Consider the following 17,903-nt stretch of genomic DNA (forward strand, 5'->3'; position numbering starts at 1 on the left):
GGCGCCGCGGGTCACGGCACGTCTGCAGGGCACGACCCGCGGGCCTGCGCACCCCGCGCACGGGTCGCTCACAGGACCCGCCCAGGCGGAGTGCAGGCGCCCCGCAGCGGGGTGCGCGAGGCTGGTGGGGTGAGCACTCTCCCCACGACCCCGATCGACGTCTCGTCGTTGCCCCGCCCCGACGTCATCCCCCGCGGGGTCATGCGGCAGCTCCTGGGCGGCGGCGACTGGCTGTCGTCGTGGTGGAGCGTCGTGGGCGCGGGCGTGCTGGTCGTCGCGCTCGTGGTGCTCGCGGTCGTGCGACGCCGCCGCCGTCGCCGCGGGTGGCCGTGGGTCGCGGTCTCCGCGTTCGTCACCGTGCTGGGGCTGGGCCTCACCGCCAACGTCATCGCGGGGTACGTGCCCAACGTGCTCGCGCTGCGCGTCTCGCTCGCGTCGTGGGGCTTCGGCGAGGCGCCCGGGCTCAAGCACGGCACCGCGCAGGAACGCGGCGGCGGCTCCGGGCAGGGCGCGTCGACGGCGACGCACGTGCCCGCGCCGGCCGACCTGCGCATGCCGACCGACTCGCTCACCTGGGTCTACACCCCGCCGGGCTACGACCCCGCCGCCGCCACGCGCTACCCGGTGGTCTACCTCGTGCACGGCAGCCCGGGCGCGTCGGGCGACTGGTTCGCGGCGGGCAACGTCGCGCAGGCGATGGACGTGCTCATCCGCGCCGGCCGGGTGCAGCCCATGATCGTCGTCGCGCCGGACGTCAACGGCACGGGCCCGTCGCCCCGCGACACCGAGTGCCTCGACTCCACGACGGGCGGCTCGCAGGTCGACACCTACCTCACGGACGTGCTCGTCCCGTGGGTCGACGCGCACTACCGGACGGTCGCCGACCGGTCGGGGCGCGCGTTCGGCGGGTTCTCGTCGGGCGGGTACTGCGCGCTCGACCACGGCCTGCGGCACGCCGACCAGTTCGCCGCGATCCTCGCGATGGGCCCCTACGCCGACCCGGGCGAGGGCGGGCACGCCATGCTCGCGACGCAGGCCGAGTGGGACGCGCACGACGTCATGAAGTACGCCCCGACGATCGCGCTGCCGTCGCCGCTGACGCTGTTCCTCTCGGTGCCCGCGGACGAGAACAGCATGAGCGTGCGGCACGCGGCCCAGGTCGCGACGACCCTCGCGGGCCGCGGCGTGGACGTCGTGTGGCGCGAGGAGCCCGGCCAGACGCACACCTGGACGATGGCGCGCGCGACCCTGCCGTACGCGCTCGTGACGGCGTCGGAGCACCTCGCGGCGTCCTGACGGGGCAGCCTCGCCGCTGCGCTCGGACCGGCCGGTCGAAGCGCTTGCTTCCGCGGGGTCGACGAAACGCTTCACCGATGGAGGGCTCCCGAGCGCGCTGGTTGTCTGACGGCGCACCCCGCACCGTGCGGCCCCCGGGCCCGCGGCCGGGTGCTCCCTGACACCCTTCGCGGAACGAGGACGTCCATGAAGAGCACCTCCCTGCGTGCGGCCGCCGCGTGCGGCGCCGCGCTGCTGGCCGTCGGCGGGCTCACGGCCGCCGCCACGACCGCCTCCGCCGCCGACCCGGTCGGCCTGCACGTCTCCGGCACGCAGCTCGTCGAGCGCGACGGCACGCCGTTCGTCGCGCGCGGCGTCAGCCACGCCCACACCTGGTACACGTCGCAGACACCCACGGCGATCCCCGCGATCCGCGCCGCCGGCGCGAACGCGCTGCGCGTCGTGCTGTCCGGCGGACGCTGGACGGCGAACAGCGCCGCCGACGTCGCGGACGTCATCGAGCTGTGCCGCGACAACCAGCTCGTGTGCATGCTCGAGAACCACGACACCACCGGGTACGGCGAGCAGGCCGGCGCCGTGAGCCTCGACGCGGCCGCCGACTACTTCGTGTCGCTCAAGCCCGTGCTGCAGGGCACCGAGGACTTCGTCCAGATCAACATCGGCAACGAACCCACGGGCAACAACGAGCCCCAGGTCACGGGCTGGACCACCGCCACGTCGGCCGCGATCGCGAAGGTCCGCGCCGCTGGCCTGCGGCACAACATCGTGGTCGACGCACCCAACTGGGGGCAGGACTGGAAGGGCGTCATGCGGGACACGGCCGCGACCGTCGCCGCGGCCGACCCCGAGGGCAACACGCTGTTCTCGGTCCACATGTACGGCGTGTACGCGCAGGCGTCGACCATCACCGCCTACCTCGACGCGTTCGAGGACGCCGGCCTGCCCCTGGTGATCGGCGAGTTCGGCCACGACCACTCGGACGGCGACCCGGACGAGGCGACGATCATGCGCGAGGCCGTCGAGCGCGGCATCGGCTACTACGGCTGGTCGTGGTCCGGCAACAGCGGCGGCGTCGAGTACCTCGACATGGTGCGGAACTTCGACCCCGCGCAGAAGACCGACTGGGGCCGGCTGATCTTCGACGGGCCGAACGGCATCCGCTCGACCGCCCGCACCGCGACGTTCTTCTCGGGAGCGACGCCCACGCCGACCCCGACACCCACGCCCACGCCGACGCCCACCCCCACCGCGACACCCACCCCGACGCCGACGCCGACCGCCACGCCGGGCGGTGCGTGCAGCGCGGTGCTCACGGTCGGCAGCGCGTGGCCCGGTGGCTTCCAGGGCTCGGTCACGGTCACGGCCGGCACGCGTGCGCTGACCGGCTGGACCACGTCGTTCACGCTGCCGGGCGGCGCGGCCGTCGCGCAGGGCTGGAGCGGCACGTTCAGCAGCACGGGCGGCCTGCAGACCGTCGCGAACGCCGCGTGGAACGGCGCGCTCGGCGCCGGCCAGTCGACGACCTACGGGTTCATCGGCTCGGGCACCGCCCCCACCGGCACGATCCCGGTCACCTGCCGCTGACCCCTGCTCCCGCCGGCCCCGCCCGACGCCCGGGCGGGGCCGGCGGGGCGTAACCACCCCCGGCCGGCGTGCGCCTAGGTCCGGGGTCCGGGGTCCGGGGGTGCCGGAGTGAGCCGAGCCGACCACAGGACCGGTCATCGAGCTCGCTCGGTCCACGGGCGACGACGGTGCCGGTCACCGCGGCAGGTCGGCGGGCAGCCTGACGTCATGACCGACGTCAGCGCGCACGACGGCGCCGCGGCTCCGGCCGACGGCGCACGACGGGGGCGCCGCCCGGGTCGCGGCTGGCAACGCGTGACGTGGGGCCTGCACCGCCCTTCGGGTCTCGACCCCCTGCTGGCGTGGAAGGTCGTGCTGCCGTCGACGGCGGTCGTCTCTCACCTGACGGCCGCCGCCCTCCACGGCTGGTGGACGCCGACGGTGGCGCCGCAGCTGCCGCTCCTCGTGGACCAACCGGCCACCACCCACCGCACGCGTCGGCCCGGCGTCCGGGTCACCCGCACCCATGGTCCGGTGCCTGCGACGGACGTCCGGGGCGTGCGGGTCGCCGACCCTGCCCACACCCTGCTGGCGTGCGCGCGCGACCTGGCGCTGCTCGACCTCGTCGTCCTGGTCGACTCGGCGCTGCGCTCGAGCTGCACGGTCGAGGACGTCCGCGCCGTCTGCACTCCGCGACGGCGCGGCGTCGTCGCGCTCCGCGAGGCCCTCACGTTGGCCGATCCGCGCGCCGAGTCACCCTGGGAGAGCGTGCTTCGCCTCATGCACGTGGCGTTCGACGTCCAGGTCGTGCCCCAGCACACGGTCCACGACGACGCCGGTCGGTTCGTCGCGCGTGCAGACCTGTGGCTCGAGGGCACGACGACGATCCACGAGTACGACGGCGCGGTGCACCGCACGGCTGACCAGCACCGCGCAGACCTGCGCCGCGACCGCGCCCTCGTCGGCGCCGGCTGGACCCGTCGGGGGTTCACGGCGTCCGACCTGTGCGACCGACCCGCCGAGGTGCTGCACGACCTCGACCGGGCACTCGGACGACCTCACGTCCCCGAACGGCTCCGGCGGTGGGCGACCCTGCTGGACCAGTCGACCTTCACCGCACGCGGGCGCGCTCGGCTCCTACGCCGCCTGGCCCCGCCCCAGCCGGCGCGGGTCAGGGCCCTCGCGGCCCGCCCGACCCCCGACGACGCCGTCTGACGGACGCGCACCCACCGACAGACGCACGTCGCCCGACGGGCGCGCACCCCTTCCGGGCACCCTCCCACGGACGAGCACCCCCTTCGGACACCCACCCACGGACGAGCACCCACCCACGCAACGCTCGCTCGCGCACAGATCACCCCCGCACCGACGCCCACTGGTCACTTCGGGGACACGGTCACGCCTCTCCCATCACCGATCTGACCAGTGGTCGACGATCGACCGCCTCCGGTGACCACTGGTCACTTCGAGGGCACCGCAGCATCGGAACCTCCTCCGAGGTGACCAGTGGTCGGCCGGGCCGACGACAAGGTGACCAGTGGTCAGGGGGTGGAGTGCGTGCTCACCAGCGCAGGTGACGACGCAGGCGGCGGGCCGCCTCGCGGCCCGCGCGGTTCGCGCCCACCGTCGACGCGCTCGGCCCGTAGCCGACGAGCTGCACGCGCGGCTCCGCGACGACCTCGGTGCCGTCCATCGCGATGCCCCCGCCCGGGCCGCGCAGCCCGAGCGGTGCGAGGTGGTCGAGCGAGGCACGGAAGCCGGTGGCCCAGAGCACCGTGCGGGCCGGGACGAACGACGGGCCGTCCACCCAGGCCCCGAGATCGGGGTCCACGGCGGGGTGGGGCACCACAAGCGCACGACGACGCTCGCGGCCGGGCTCACCGTCGCGACGCGACCCGCCGTCGCCGTCGCTGTCGCTGTCGCCACCACGCGACCCCGGGTCGCCGTCGCCACGCGCGCCCCGGTCACCGTCACCACGCGCCCCTGCGTCGCCGTCGCCACGCGCCCCCGGGTCGCCGTCGCCACGCGCGCCCCGGTAGACGTCGCCACGCGCGCCCCGGTCGCCGTCGCCACGCGCCCCCGGGTCGTCGTCGCCACGCACCCCCCGGTCGCCGTCGACCCGACCGTCCGGACCCTCGTCACCGTCGGGCGTGGCCGCCGCACGCCACGCACCGGTCGCGGCACCCTCGTCCCACACGACGCCGTCGGCGACCATCCGCGAGAACGCCGGGCGCGCGCGCAGCACCCCGGACGCGATGCCCGCGCGGTAGGCGGGGGTCAGCGGCAGGTCCGTCACGGACACGACCGACTCGGGGGGCAGCCCGGCCCGCACGCGCTCCTCGACGCGCGCGACGGCCTCGCGCCCCAGCTCGGGCGTGAACTCGGCGTCCACCCACCGCGGCGGGCGGCGCGTCACCCACGTGGTCGTGGTGACCTCGGCGACCTGCAGCAGCAGCTGCACGGCCGACGTCCCGCCGCCCACCACGACGACGTGCCCGTCGGCGAGCTCCTGCGCCGTGCGGAAGTCGCGTGCGTGCAGCTGCCGGCCGCGGAAGTCGGCGCGGCCGGGGTAGCTCGGCCAGAACGGGCGGTTCCACGTGCCCGACGCGTTGACGACGCCGCGCGCGGACCAGACGACCCGCGCGTCGGGGTGGTCGACGTGCTGCGTCTCGACCGCGTAGCGCGGCTCGCCGTCCACGTCGTCGCCGCGGGTCACGCGCGTCACGCGCACGGGGCGCTGCACGTTGAGGCCGAACGCCTCCTCGTACTGCGCGAAGTAGTACGGCACGGCGTCGGCGGCGGGCTCGGCGGCGTCGACGACCGCGAGCGGCATGCCCGGCAGGTCGTGCACGTGGTGCGCGTCGGCCATGGTCAGCGAGCGCCACCGGTGCTGCCACGCACCACCGGCGCGCGGGTTCTCGTCGAGCACGACGAACGTGCCGCGCGCCCGCTCCCAGCCGCGCGTGCCGACCGGCACGAGCCCCGTGCGGTGCAGGTGGTACGCGGCCGACAGCCCGGCCTGCCCGGCGCCGACGACGACCACGTCGACGTCGACCGTGCGGGGCCCGTCGGCCCGCCGCCGTGCACGGCGGCCCCCCGGGGCTGCGGTGGCGACGGCGGGGCTGCTCATGGCGCGTCCACGCTACCCGGTGCACCTGGACGCCCGCTCGGGTGCACGGCCCGCGGGACCGCGCGGCCCGCACCTGTCACCCCGACGGGCCACCGCGCGCGCACCCGTCCGTGATGGGATGGGCGCATGGCGTCCGACGGCACCGAGGTCCCGACGTTGGTCACGGCCGTCTCCGGCCCGCTCACGCCGGCGCAGGCCGACGAGGTGCGCGCGCTCGCGCAGGCGGCGGCCCACCACGACGCGGTGCCCCCGCTGTCCGAGCAGCCGCTGCTGTGGCTCACCGAGGACGAGGCGCGCGTCGTGCACCTGCTGGCCCGGCGGGCGCCGGGCGCGGGCGACGACGCGCCGGGGCCGCTGCTGGGCTACGCGCAGCTCGACGTGGGCAGCTCGACGACGGTGCGCGCCGAGCTCGTGGTGCACCCGGCGCACCGCCGGCGCGGCGTCGCACGCGCGCTGCTGGCCCGCGCGACCGCCGAGGCCGCCGCCGTGCCGGATCGGCGGCTGCACGTGTGGGCGCACGGCGACCTGCCGGCCGCGCGTGCGACCGCCGCGCGCGCGGGGCTCGTGGTGGTGCGCGAGCTGTGGCGCATGGCGACGGACCTGCGGGCGCACCCGCCGACGACGCCGACGCTGCCCGCGGGCGTCGACGTGCGGACGTTCGTGCCGGGGCAGGACGAGGAGGCGTGGCGGCGGGTGAACGCGCGCGCGTTCGCGCACCACCCCGAGCAGGGCCGCATGACGTCGGCGGACCTGCGGGCGCGCGAGGCGGAGCCGTGGTTCGACCCCGCGGGGTTCCTGCTCGCCGAGCGCGACGGTCAGCTGCTGGGCTCGGTGTGGACCAAGGTGCACCCCGCGGGCGAGGCGCCGGACGGTGCGCCCGACGAGGAGGTCGGCGAGATCTACGTCGTCGGCGTCGACCCCGACGCGCAGGGCCTGGGCATGGGGCGCGCGCTGACGGCGCTCGGGCTCGCGCACCTCGCGGACCGCGGGCTGCGGACGGTGATCCTCTACACGGGTGCGGAGAACACCGTCGCGATCCACACCTACCGGCGTGCGGGCTTCGAGCGCACCGCCGTCGACGTGATGTTCGGACCCGACCCCGGCAGCCCGCCGCGGGGCGTCCCCGCGGTCGCCGAGGAGGCCGCCGCGCAGCGCGACGGGCGGGCGACGACGAGGTGAACGGCGAGCAGACGCCGAGTTCACCGGACGGTGCCACGATGAGCACATGACCGACGCCCCCGCGATGGACCCCGCGCTGGCAGAGCGCATCGCCGAGCACGTGGAGACCCCCGACGAGGCGCCGCAGCCCGTCGACGAGGCCCTGCCGGACGACCGGTTCCTCGACCGCGAGCTGTCGTGGCTCGCGTTCAACCAGCGCGTGCTCGAGCTCGCGGAGGACGCGGACCTGCCGCTGCTGGAGCGCGTGCGGTTCCTGGCGATCTTCGCGTCGAACCTCGACGAGTTCTTCATGGTGCGCGTCGCGGGCCTCAAGCGGCGCATCGCGACGGGCATCGCGGTCACGGCCGCGTCGGGGCTGTCGCCGCGGCAGGTGCTCGAGGCGATCAGCGAGCGCGCGCACGAGCTCATGGAGCGGCACGCGCGGGTCTTCGCGCAGGACGTGCAGCCGGCGCTCGCGGCCGAGGGCATCACGATCGTGCGCTGGGACGACCTGGGCGACGGCGAGCAGGACCGTCTGCACAAGTTCTTCCGCCGGCAGATCTTCCCGGTCCTGACGCCGCTCGCGGTGGACCCCGCGCACCCGTTCCCGTACATCTCGGGGCTGTCGCTCAACCTCGCGGTGAGCGTCGTCAACCCAGCCAGCGGCAAGGAGCACTTCGCGCGCGTCAAGGTGCCGCCGCTGCTGCCGCGGTACATCGCGGTCGACGCGGCGGGCCGCCCCTCGGCCCCGGACCACGCGACGGCGGCGCCCGAGCGCGGGCCCATGTCGTTCGTGCCGGTCGAGGACGTCATCGCCCAGCACCTCGACGCGCTGTTCCCCGGCATGGAGGTCCGCGAGTTCCACACGTTCCGCGTCACGCGCAACGAGGACGTGGAGGTCGAGGAGGACGACGCCGAGAACCTGCTCAAGGCCATGGAGAAGGAGCTGCTGCGGCGCCGGTTCGGGCCGCCCGTGCGGCTCGAGCTCGCCGAGGGCATCAGCCCGCGCGTGCGCAAGCTCCTGGTCCGCGAGCTCGGCATGTCCGAGGACGACGTGTACGAGCTGCCCGCACCGCTCGACCACACGGGCCTCAACCTCGTGGCCGACCTCGACCGGCCCGAGCTGCAGTTCCCGAAGTTCGTCCCGGCGACGCACCGGCACCTCGCCGAGGTGGAGTCGGCCACGCCGACCGACGTGTTCGCGGCGATCCGGGCGCGTGACATCCTGCTGCACCACCCGTACGACTCGTTCTCGACGTCGGTGCAGACGTTCCTCGAGCAGGCGGCGGCGGACCCGCACGTGCTCGCGATCAAGCAGACGCTGTACCGGACGTCGGGAGACTCGCCGATCGTCGACGCGCTCATCGATGCGGCGCAGGCCGGCAAGCAGGTGCTCGCGCTCGTCGAGATCAAGGCGCGGTTCGACGAGCAGAACAACATCTCGTGGGCCCGCAAGCTCGAGCAGGCGGGCGTGCACGTCGTGTACGGGATCGTCGGGCTGAAGACGCACTGCAAGCTGTCGCTCGTGGTGCGGCAGGAGTCCGACGGGCTGCGCCGCTACAGCCACGTCGGCACGGGCAACTACCACCCGAAGACCGCGCGGCTGTACACCGACCTGGGGCTGCTGACGGCCGACCCGGACGTGGGCCAGGACCTCACGCGGCTGTTCAACCAGCTGTCGGGCTACGCGCCGAAGTCGCGGTTCCACCGCCTGCTCGTCGCGCCGCGCTCGGTGCGCACGGGGCTGCTGGAGCGCATCGAGCGCGAGGCCGAGGCGGCGCGCCGCGGCGAGCCCGCGTGGATCAAGATCAAGGTCAACTCGATGGTCGACGAGGCGACGATCGACGCGCTGTACCGCGCGTCGCAGGCGGGCGTGCCGGTCGACATCAACGTGCGTGGCATCTGCGCGCTGCGCCCGGGCGTGCCGGGCCTGTCGGAGACGATCCGGGTGCGGTCGATCCTCGGCCGGTTCCTCGAGCACTCGCGCGTCTTCGCGTTCGCGCACGCGACGCCCGCCGACGGTGACGGGTTCGAGGGGCCCGAGGTGTTCATCGGCTCGGCGGACCTCATGCACCGCAACCTGGACCGCCGCGTCGAGGCGCTCGTGCGGGTCGCGGAGCCCGCGCAGGTGACCGAGCTCGTGGAGTACCTCGACGAGACGATGGACGACGGCACGTCGTCGTGGCACCTGGGCCCGGACGGCGTCTGGGTGCGGCACCACCGCGGGCCCGACGGCCCGCTGGTCGACCTGCAGGAGGTGCTCGTCCAGCGCCAGAAGCGCCGGCCGGGCGCCCCCCGGTGAGGGCCGGGGCACCGGACCCCGTCGAGGCGGCGGGCGCGCTCGTGTGGCGCGTGCGCGCCGGGCGGCTGCAGGTCGCGCTCGTGCACCGCCCGCGGTACCGCGACTGGTCGTGGCCCAAGGGCAAGCTCGACCCGGGCGAGATCCCGCCCGTCGCGGCCGTGCGCGAGGTCGAGGAAGAGACGGGCATGGCGGTCGTGCTGGGTCTGCCGCTGCCGGGTCTGCGGTACGCGTTGTCCGACGGACGGCGCAAGGTCGTGCACTACTGGGCCGCGCGCGTCGCGGGCCGCGGGGACGACGTGCCGCTGCGCGCGCGCCCGCCCGTGCCGCACGCCGACCGCTCGGAGATCGACCACTGGGAGTGGTTCGACACCGCGCAGGCCGCGCGCCGGCTCACGCGCCGCGACGACCGTCGCCCGCTCGACGCGCTCGTGGAGGCGTACGCGAAGGACCGGCTGGACACGCGCGCGCTGGTGGTGGCGCGGCACGGGCAGGCCCGCAAGCGGGCCCTGTGGGGTGGCACGGAGGACGACCGCCCGCTCACGGGGCTGGGCCTGCGGCAGGCCGCGACGCTGACGCCCCTGCTCGCGGCGTTCGGCGTCGAGCGGGTCGTGACGAGCCGCTGGGAGCGGTGCGCGACGACGGTGGCGCCCTACGCCCAGGCCGCGGGCGTGACCCCCGAGGTGGCCGACGGCCTGACGGAGGCCCGTCACGACGAGTCCCCCGCGCGGGTCGCGGCGATCGTGGCGGACGGGCTCGAGGCGCGGCGCGACACCGTGCTGTGCACGCACCGGCCGGTGCTGCCGACCGTGCTCGACGTGCTGGAGGTGCAGAGCCGCCGGGCGGTGGCCGACGCGCTGCCGCGCGAGAACCCGTTCCTCGCCCCCGGCGAGGTGCTCGTCGCGCACGCCGCACGGACCCGCCGGGGCACGCGCGTGGTGGGGGTCGAGCGGCACCGGTCCCCCGCCGGGGCGGACTGACTCGGCCGCGTCGGGCCGACCGCGAGCACGACGACGCCCCGGTGCCGTGCGGCACCGGGGCGTCGGGCGTGCGGGCTCAGCCCAGGATCGGGTGGATGATCCAGAACACGACGGCCGCGACGAGCGCGGCGGCCGGGATCGTGAGGATCCACGCGCCGGCGATGTTCTTGGCGACGCCCCAGCGCACGGCCGAGAGCCGCTTGGTGGCGCCGACGCCCATGATCGCGGACGTGATCGTGTGGGTGGTCGACACGGGCGCGTGCAGCGCGAACGCGTTGACGTAGAGGACCACCGCGGAGACCGACTCGGCGACGAACCCGCGCGCGGGGTCGAGCTCGATGATCTTGCGGCCGAGCGTGCGCATGATGCGCCACCCGCCCGCGTAGGTGCCGAGCGAGATCGCGGCGGCCGCGGCGAGCTTGACCCACAGCGGGATGCCCGCCTCCGGGTCCGCCCAGTTGGCGGTGAGGAGCGCGAGGTAGATGACGCCCATGGTCTTCTGCGCATCCTGCAGGCCGTGCCCGAGCGCCATGGCGGCGGCCGAGACGGTCTGCGCGAACCGGAAGCGCCGGTTGACGCGGGTCGGCGGGCGGTTGCGGATCAGCCACAGCAGGCCGGCCATCGCGAGGAACGCGAGACCGAACCCGATGATCGGCGAGAAGACCATCGGCAGGACGACCTTGTCGACGATCGCCGAGCCGTAGATCCCGAACCCGGCGGCGAGGCCCGCGCCGACGAGACCGCCGATGAGGGCGTGCGTCGACGACGAGGGCAGGCCGAACCACCAGGTCACGAGGTTCCACGCGATCGCGCCGACCAGCGCGCACACGATGACGACGAGCGCCGAGTGCGACGGTGCGTCCTGCAGGTCGACGATGGAGGTCGCGATGGTCTCGGCGACCTCGGTGCCCAGCAGCGCGCCGGTGAAGTTCATGACCGCGGCCATGAGGAGCGCCGCGCGCGGCGTCAGCGCCCGCGTCGAGACCGACGTGGCGATGGCGTTGGCGGCGTCGTGGAAGCCGTTCGTGTAGTCGAACCCGAGGGCGAGCGCGACGACGAAGACGACGAGCACAGGTTCCACGGGGGCTCAGGACTCCTTGAGCGCGATCGTCTCGACCGTGTTCGCGACCTTCTCGAACGCGTCGGCGGCGTCCTCGAGCTTCTCCACGATCTCCTTGAGCTTCATCAGCAGGATCGGGTCGGAGATCTCGTCGAACATCTGCGCGAGCAGCTTGCGGTGCGACTTGTCGGCCTGGTTCTCGAGGCGGTTCACCTCGACCCAGTACTCCTGCAGCGAGTCCATCGAGCGCAGGCGGGGCATGGCCTCGGCCGTGAGCTCGGCGGCGCGCTGGAGCACCTGGACCTGGTCGGAGACGCGCGCGGGCAGCTCCTCGACCTTGTACAGGACGATGAGGTCGGACGCCTCGTCCATGTAGTCCATGCAGTCGTCGAGGCTCGACGCGAGGTCGTAGATGTCGTCGCGGTCGAACGGCGTCACGAACGTCTGGTTGAGGCGACGCATGATCGTGTGGGTCGCGTCGTCGGCGGCGTGCTCGGCCTCCGCCATCCGCTTGTTGATCTCTTTGCGGGTCGCGCGGTCGGCTCCGAGCATCTCGGCCAGCAGGTTCGCGCCCGTCACGAGGTGGGACGCGGAAGCGGCGAAGAGGTCGAAGTACTGGGTGTCGCGCGGTGTGATGCGCAGGCGCACGGAGGGCTCCGGGTCGTTCGACGGTGTGTCCCCCGGGAACCGGGGCGCCAACAGCCTAACGGGCGGTGAACGGCAGGTGCGCCGGACCGAGGTCGCACGCCCCTGTGCGCTCGGTGTGAGGTGAACGACGCCGGGCCGGGAGCGCCTCTCGGCGCGTGGCCGCTCGTAGCGGCTGATGATGGAGCCCGGGGCTACCGCGACCCGGCGTCGCCCGTCCAGTCTACGCGGCGTCGCGCACGACGCACGGGCTCGGCGCGGCCCCGCGGCGAGCGGCGCGTCACTCGAGCCGGTCGGCCCGCCACAGCTGCGCGGCGTGCGCGAGCTCCTCGGCGGTGCGCACGAGCGACGCGGCGCCGCGGGTCTGGCGGTGCGCGGCGGCGGGGTCGACGACGTCGAGGTGGTCGGCGTCGAACGCCGCGCCCGTGGCCAGGACCTGGCAGAACGCGGCCGCACGCTCGAGCGCGACCGCGAGGTCGCCCGTGTAGACGCCCGAGAGCACGGCGTCGGCGACCGTGCGGACGTCCTGCGGTCCGGGCTGGTCGACGACGCCCGCGACGGCGTCGTGCACGGGTGCGGCAGCGACGCCCTGGCGGTACCGGTCGGCGACCGTGCCCGGGTCGCGACGCACCCACTCGCGCAGCACGTACAGCCGCCACAGCGCGCCGGGCAGCGTGTCGGCCGGGCAGTCGGACCACATCGCCGCGACGACGTCGAGCCCCTCGGTCTCGACGAGCGCGACGAGCCGCTCGACGACCTGCGGGTCCTGCGTCGCGCGCCCGTGCCGGACCAGCGCGGCGGCCGTGGTGTGCGCGATCTCGTCGCGCAGCGCGGGGTCGAGCGGGCCCGGCAGCTCGTCCGCGAGCGCGGGGTCGACCACGATCGGGCGGTGGTGGCGTCGCCCGCCGCCCGTGCCGCCGCCGCTGCCGCCGCTCGTGCCGCCGGTGCCTGCCGTGCCGTCCGTGCTCATCGCGGCATGATCCCCCGCCCGCGGCCCGCCCACCACCCGCCGCCCCGTCCCGGCGGGCACGTGACGTCCGTCGCACCGCCGCGCTCCGGGTGCGACGCGTGCACGGCGGGTTCACAGTGAGAACGACCGGGACGGCCCCGGACGGAACGGAGCGTGCTGGTCATGACGGACTCGTCGGCGGCGCAGGGGCCGGGCGGCACGCCCGGGGCGTCGAGGCACAAGGGCAAGGCGGTCGCGCTCGCGGTCGCCGCCGCGGTGGGCGGCTTCCTGTTCGGCTTCGACAGCTCGGTCATCAACGGTGCGGTCGAGGCGGTGCAGGGGCAGTTCGAGCTGTCGGGCGTCGTCACGGGCCTGGTGGTCGCGGTGGCGCTGCTCGGGTCGGCGGCGGGCGCGTGGCTGGGCGGGCGGCTCTCGGACCGGTGGGGCCGCACGCGCGTCATGGTGCTGGGCGCCGTGCTGTTCTTCGTGTCGTCGGTGCTCTCGGCGTTCGCGTTCGCGGCGTGGGACCTGGCGATCTGGCGCGTCATGGCGGGTGTCGGCATCGGCATCGCGTCGGTGATCGCGCCCGCGTACATCGCGGAGATCGCGCCGGCGTCGATGCGCGGGCGGCTCGGGTCGCTGCAGCAGCTCGCGATCACGCTCGGCATCTTCGCGGCGCTGCTGTCGGACCAGCTGCTCGCGACGTCGGCGGGCGGCGCGGCGAACGAGCTGTGGCTGGGTCTCGAGGCCTGGCGCTGGATGTTCCTGGTGTGCGTCGTGCCCGCGGTGGTCTACGGCGTGCTCGCGCTGCGCATCCCCGAGTCGCCGCGGTACCTCGTGGCGCAGGGCCGCCGCGACGAGGCGCGCGCGGTGCTGGCGGACGTGCTGGGCGCCGAGGAGGACCCGGAGCAGCGCGTCGAGCAGATCGAGCAGACGATCCGCAAGGACGAGGCGCTCGCGCAGCAGGCGAGCCTGCGCGGCCCGGCGCTGGGCCTGCTGCCGGTCGTGTGGGTCGGGATCCTGCTGTCGGTGTTCCAGCAGTTCGTCGGGATCAACGTGATCTTCTACTACTCGACGACGCTGTGGCAGGCGGTCGGGTTCGCCGAGAGCCAGTCGTTCCTCATCTCGACGATCACGGCCGTGACGAACGTCGTGGTGACGTTCATCGCGATCGCGCTCATCGACAAGGTGGGGCGGCGCCCGCTGCTGCTGATCGGCTCGGCGGGCATGACGCTCGCGCTCGGCACCATGGCGGTCGCGTTCACGCAGGCGACGGGCACGGGCGAGAACGTCAGCCTGGACGGCTCGTGGGGCGTGATCGCGCTGGTCGCGGCGAACGCGTTCGTGGTGTTCTTCGGTGCGACGTGGGGCCCGCTGGTGTGGGTGCTGCTGGGCGAGATGTTCCCGAACCGGATCCGCGCGGCGGCCCTGGGCGTCGCGGCGTCCGCGCAGTGGATCGCGAACTTCGTCATCACGCTGTCGTTCCCCGAGCTGCTGGACCGGTTCGGCGCGTCGGTGCCGTACGCGATGTACGCGGCGTTCGCGCTGCTGTCGTTCGTCTTCGTGCTCACCAAGGTCCCGGAGACCAAGGGGGTCGAGCTCGAGGACATGGAGGGCCTGCAGGTCGAGCGGCGGTCGCGCCGCGCGTCGGCCTGACGACGGCACGTCCGGCCCTGCTCCCGCCGCCCCGGGTGCGACGCACGTCGCACCCGGGGCGGAACACGTCACCCCCCTGAACTGTTGCCCGAGGTAACGACCCGTCGTAGAGTTGCCCCGAGCAACAGTCGCGCCCGGCTCCAGCACCGCCCGCGACGGCTCCCGACCGCCGACGACGCCCGGTCACCCCTGTCCCCGCGCCCGGAAGCGAGCACCCCCACGTGAGCAGCACCAGCAGCACCGTCGACGGCACCGCCGCCGACTCCCCCAGCGGCGCCATGACGCACCGCGAGGTCCTCGAGGCCCTGTCCGGGATCCTCCTGGGCATGTTCGTCTCGATCCTCGCGACGAGCGTCGTGTCCACGTCCCTGCCCCGCATCATCACCGACCTCGGCGGCAGCCAGTCCGCCTTCACCTGGGTCGTCACCGCGACCCTCCTCACCACGACCGTCTCGACGCCCATCTGGGGCAAGCTCGCCGACCTCGTCGACCGCAAGCTGCTCGTGCAGATCGCGCTCGTCGTGTCCGTCGTGTCCTCGGCGCTCGCCGGGTTCTCGCACACCACCGAGATGCTCATCGGCATGCGCGCCCTGCAGGGCATCGGCGCCGGCGGCCTCACCGCCCTGGGCACCGTCCTCATCGCCGACATCATCAGCCCCCGCGAGCGCGGCCGGTACATGGGCCTCATGGGCGCCGTCATGGCCGTCGGCATGGTCGGCGGCCCGCTGCTCGGCGGCGTCATCACCGACGCAGCCGGGTGGCGCTGGAACTTCTTCGTCGGCCTGCCGTTCGCGATCGCCGCGATCGTCGTGCTGCAGCGCACGCTGCACCTGCCCGCCACCGCGCGGCGCCGCGTGCGCATCGACTGGGCCGGCGCCGTCCTGCTGTCCGCGTCCGTCGCGACGCTCCTGCTGTGGGTCACGTTCGCCGGGCAGTCGTTCGACTGGCTGTCCTGGCAGACGGCCGTCATGGTCGGCGGGGCCCTGCTGGGCGTCGTCGGCGTGATCCTGGTCGAGCAGCGCGCCGCCGAGCCGATCATCCCGCTGCACCTGTTCCGCAACCGCACGGTCGTGCTCACGGTCCTCGCGTCCGTCGCCGTCGGCATCGCGCTCTTCGGCACGCAGGTCTTCCTGTCGCAGTACATGCAGCTCGCGCGCGGCAAGACCCCCACGCAGTCCGGCCTGCTGACCATCCCCATGGTGCTCGGCGTGTTCCTGTCCTCGACGCTGTCCGGCCGCCGCATCACGCGCACCGGCCGCTACAAGGCGATCATGGTGGCCGGCGCCGTGCTCCTCACGGGCGGCCTGGGCCTCATGGGCACGATCGACGAGACCACGAGCTTCGTGCTCGTCGGCGGCTACATGCTCGTCGTCGGCGTGGGCGTCGGCATGCTCATGCAGAACCTCGTCCTCGCGACGCAGAACACGCTGCCCATCACCGAGATGGGCGCCGGCACCGCGACCGTCGCGTTCTTCCGCACGCTCGGCGGCGCGATCGGCGTCTCGGCGCTCGGGGCGCTGCTGTCCAACCGCGTGCAGCACCTCATGGTCGACGGCCTCACGGGCATCGGCATCGACCCCGCCGCGATGGGCTCGAGCGGCACCAGCACGCTGCCCGACCTCGCGACGCTCCCCGGCCCGGTGCGCCAGGTCGTCGAGCACGCGTTCGGCATCGGCGTCTCCGAGCTGTTCCTCGTCGGCGCGCCGATCGCGCTGCTCGCGCTCGTCGCCGTGCTCGCGCTGCGCGAGGTGCCGCTCGGCCACGCGTCGGGCGTCGAGCAGCGGCTCGCGGCCCAGGCCGCGCAGCAGGAGCCGGCCGCGGCGTCCTGAGCCCACGGGCCGCGGCACCACCGCGCGCGACGCCCGTCCCGACGTCCCTCAGGGGCCGTCCGGGGCGGGCGTCTGCCGTTCGCCGTGCCGCACGAGGTCGTCGTTGAGCCGCGCCATGAGGTCCGCGAGCTGCGCGAGCTCGTCCGCCCGCCAGGCGTCGAGCGAGCGACGCATGTACTCCTGCCGTCCCGCGCGCGCGTGCTCCAGCCGGCGCTCACCCTCGTCGGTCAGCACGAGCGGGTGGCTGCGCGAGTCGTGCGGGTCCGCCGCGCGCGTGACGAGCCCGAGCCGCTCGAGCCGCGCGACCTGCCGCGACATGGTGCCGCGCCCCACGCCCAGCAGGTCCGCGAGGTCGCTCGCGCGCGTGCCCGGCGTGCGGGCGACCGTCGCGAGCAGCTGGTACGCCGACGGGTCGAGGTCGGGGTGCACGCTGCGCGCGACGCCCGCCGACGCGGCCCGCGCCCGCCGCATGAACAGGCCGAGCTCACGCTCGACGCGCAGCACCGGGTCGTCGCTCATCGCCCCATCCTCGCGCAGCACGGCACGCCCACGGACCAGCGGTCAGCGGGCCCACGTCGTGCGCCGCCGCGCGAGCCCGGCGATGGCCTTCACGCGCGCGGCGTCGACGTGCGGGTGCATGCGCCGGAACACGTTCGGCACCTCGTGCCGCGCGACCACGAGCGCGTCCTGCGGCGGGTGGTGCGCGTCGCGCTCGAGGTCACCCGTGACGACGAGCGCGGCCCGCACGTGCACCCCGGCGCACCCCACCGACTGCAGCAGGCCCTGCACGCGCGCCGCCTCGAGCCGTGCGTCCCGCAGGTAGGTCACCGCCCGCCCGTCGACGTGCATCGTGCGCGCCGCGACCCGCACCCGGCTCCCCGGGTGCCGCCGCTCCGAGACCGTCCAGATGCCGCCCGGGCCCACCAGCAGGTGCTCGATCACCGAGCCCTGCCGGCCCAGCGGCACGTCGTGCACGGTCTCCCAGCCGTCGTCGGCCAGGCGCTCGAGCCGCACCCCCAGCGGGCTGCCGCGCAGGCCGTGGTCGGAGCGCGCACCGTCGCGCACGTCGCCCAGCCACGCCTCGAGGCCCGTGCCGAGCCCCTCGAGCGCGTCGAGCGACGCGAGCTCGGAGGTCACCGGCAGCACGAGCTCGGGGACGTCGGACCGCAGGTAGGCCTGCGCGGCACGGCGCACGCGGGCCTCGAGCACGGGGTCGTCGGCGACCACCTCGCCCGACTGCAGGTCGACGGAGCCCACCCGCGCACCGGTCTCGTGCGTGACGTAGAGACGGTCGGCACCGTACCTCCGCCACCGTCGAACGGTCAGGACCTCGTCCAC

Annotated in this window: 13 protein-coding genes and 2 pseudogenes; 8 read left to right on the top strand and 7 right to left on the bottom strand. The window is 74.7% G+C overall.

The features are described from left to right. Window positions 1-129: 129 nt before the first annotated feature. The 3 genes from GY42_RS09055 (at window position 130) to GY42_RS18190 (ending at window position 4,074) form a co-directional block, all read left to right on the top strand. Window positions 130-1,296 (top strand): alpha/beta hydrolase, encoded by a 1,167-nt coding sequence (locus GY42_RS09055; RefSeq protein ID WP_152667250.1) that lies wholly within the window; start codon window positions 130-132, stop codon window positions 1,294-1,296. 186 nt (window positions 1,297-1,482) lie between these two features. Then, window positions 1,483-2,880, top strand: coding sequence for a cellulase family glycosylhydrolase (locus GY42_RS09060; RefSeq protein WP_046529091.1), 1,398 nt, complete (start codon window positions 1,483-1,485; stop codon window positions 2,878-2,880). Between the two features lie 207 nt (window positions 2,881-3,087). Further along, the gene (locus GY42_RS18190) at window positions 3,088-4,074 is read left to right on the top strand and encodes a hypothetical protein (RefSeq protein ID WP_052748281.1); all 987 of its coding nucleotides are present in this window, start codon (window positions 3,088-3,090) and stop codon (window positions 4,072-4,074) included. Between the two features lie 346 nt (window positions 4,075-4,420). On the opposite strand, the pseudogene GY42_RS20200 reads toward GY42_RS18190, so the two are convergent. Further along, window positions 4,421-4,645 (bottom strand): annotated as a pseudogene (locus GY42_RS20200) (NAD(P)-binding domain-containing protein); the annotation flags it as partial. A 561-nt stretch (window positions 4,646-5,206) separates the two neighbouring features. Continuing rightward, window positions 5,207-5,989, bottom strand: a pseudogene (locus GY42_RS20205) (NAD(P)-binding domain-containing protein); the annotation flags it as partial. Between the two features lie 126 nt (window positions 5,990-6,115). Between GY42_RS20205 and mshD the strand changes: the two are divergent. Genes mshD through GY42_RS09085 form a run of 3 tightly spaced genes read left to right on the top strand, consistent with a single transcriptional unit; the run spans window position 6,116 to window position 10,426 of the window. Next, window positions 6,116-7,168, top strand: coding sequence for a mycothiol synthase (gene mshD / locus GY42_RS09075; RefSeq protein ID WP_046529092.1), 1,053 nt, complete (start codon window positions 6,116-6,118; stop codon window positions 7,166-7,168). Between the two features lie 46 nt (window positions 7,169-7,214). After that, window positions 7,215-9,449: an RNA degradosome polyphosphate kinase gene (locus GY42_RS09080; RefSeq protein WP_046529093.1), complete on the top strand. Its 2,235-nt coding sequence runs from the start codon at window positions 7,215-7,217 to the stop codon at window positions 9,447-9,449. After that, window positions 9,446-10,426 (top strand): NUDIX hydrolase, encoded by a 981-nt coding sequence (locus GY42_RS09085; RefSeq protein WP_046529094.1) that lies wholly within the window; start codon window positions 9,446-9,448, stop codon window positions 10,424-10,426. Before GY42_RS09080 ends, GY42_RS09085 begins: the two co-directional genes overlap by 4 nt. A 76-nt stretch (window positions 10,427-10,502) precedes the next feature. Here GY42_RS09085 and GY42_RS09090 read toward each other — a convergent pair whose 3' ends face one another. The 3 genes from GY42_RS09090 to GY42_RS09100 all read right to left on the bottom strand — a co-directional run bounded on the left by GY42_RS09090 (window position 10,503) and on the right by GY42_RS09100 (window position 13,011). Next, on the bottom strand, window positions 10,503-11,507 hold the full coding sequence (locus tag GY42_RS09090) for an inorganic phosphate transporter (protein ID WP_046529095.1): 1,005 nt from the start codon (window positions 11,505-11,507) through the stop codon (window positions 10,503-10,505). Between the two features lie 6 nt (window positions 11,508-11,513). Continuing rightward, entirely contained in the window at window positions 11,514-12,134 is a 621-nt protein-coding gene (locus tag GY42_RS09095; RefSeq protein ID WP_046529096.1) for a DUF47 domain-containing protein, read from the bottom strand. A gap of 277 nt (window positions 12,135-12,411) precedes the next feature. Continuing rightward, complete coding sequence (locus GY42_RS09100; protein WP_046530754.1) at window positions 12,412-13,011, bottom strand: hypothetical protein; 600 nt, start codon at window positions 13,009-13,011, stop codon at window positions 12,412-12,414. 252 nt (window positions 13,012-13,263) lie between these two features. On the opposite strand from GY42_RS09100, the gene GY42_RS09105 reads away from it, so the two are divergent. Both GY42_RS09105 and GY42_RS09110 read left to right on the top strand, forming a co-directional pair. Continuing rightward, window positions 13,264-14,736, top strand: coding sequence for a sugar porter family MFS transporter (locus GY42_RS09105; protein WP_046530755.1), 1,473 nt, complete (start codon window positions 13,264-13,266; stop codon window positions 14,734-14,736). 221 nt (window positions 14,737-14,957) lie between these two features. Beyond that, a complete protein-coding gene (locus GY42_RS09110) occupies window positions 14,958-16,565 on the top strand; it encodes an MFS transporter (protein WP_046529097.1) in 1,608 nt (535 codons plus the stop codon). A 48-nt stretch (window positions 16,566-16,613) separates the two neighbouring features. Here the strand turns inward: GY42_RS09110 and GY42_RS09115 are convergent, their stop codons facing one another. Continuing rightward, the gene (locus GY42_RS09115) at window positions 16,614-17,084 is read right to left on the bottom strand and encodes a MarR family winged helix-turn-helix transcriptional regulator (RefSeq protein WP_046529098.1); all 471 of its coding nucleotides are present in this window, start codon (window positions 17,082-17,084) and stop codon (window positions 16,614-16,616) included. Window positions 17,085-17,126: 42 nt separating this feature from the next. After that, window positions 17,127-17,903, bottom strand: coding sequence for a hypothetical protein (locus tag GY42_RS09120; protein ID WP_046529099.1), 777 nt, complete (start codon window positions 17,901-17,903; stop codon window positions 17,127-17,129).

Origin of the sequence: Cellulomonas sp. FA1 (genome assembly GCF_000986825.1) — a bacterium.
GTDB classification, from domain to species: Bacteria; Actinomycetota; Actinomycetes; order Actinomycetales; family Cellulomonadaceae; genus Cellulomonas; species Cellulomonas iranensis.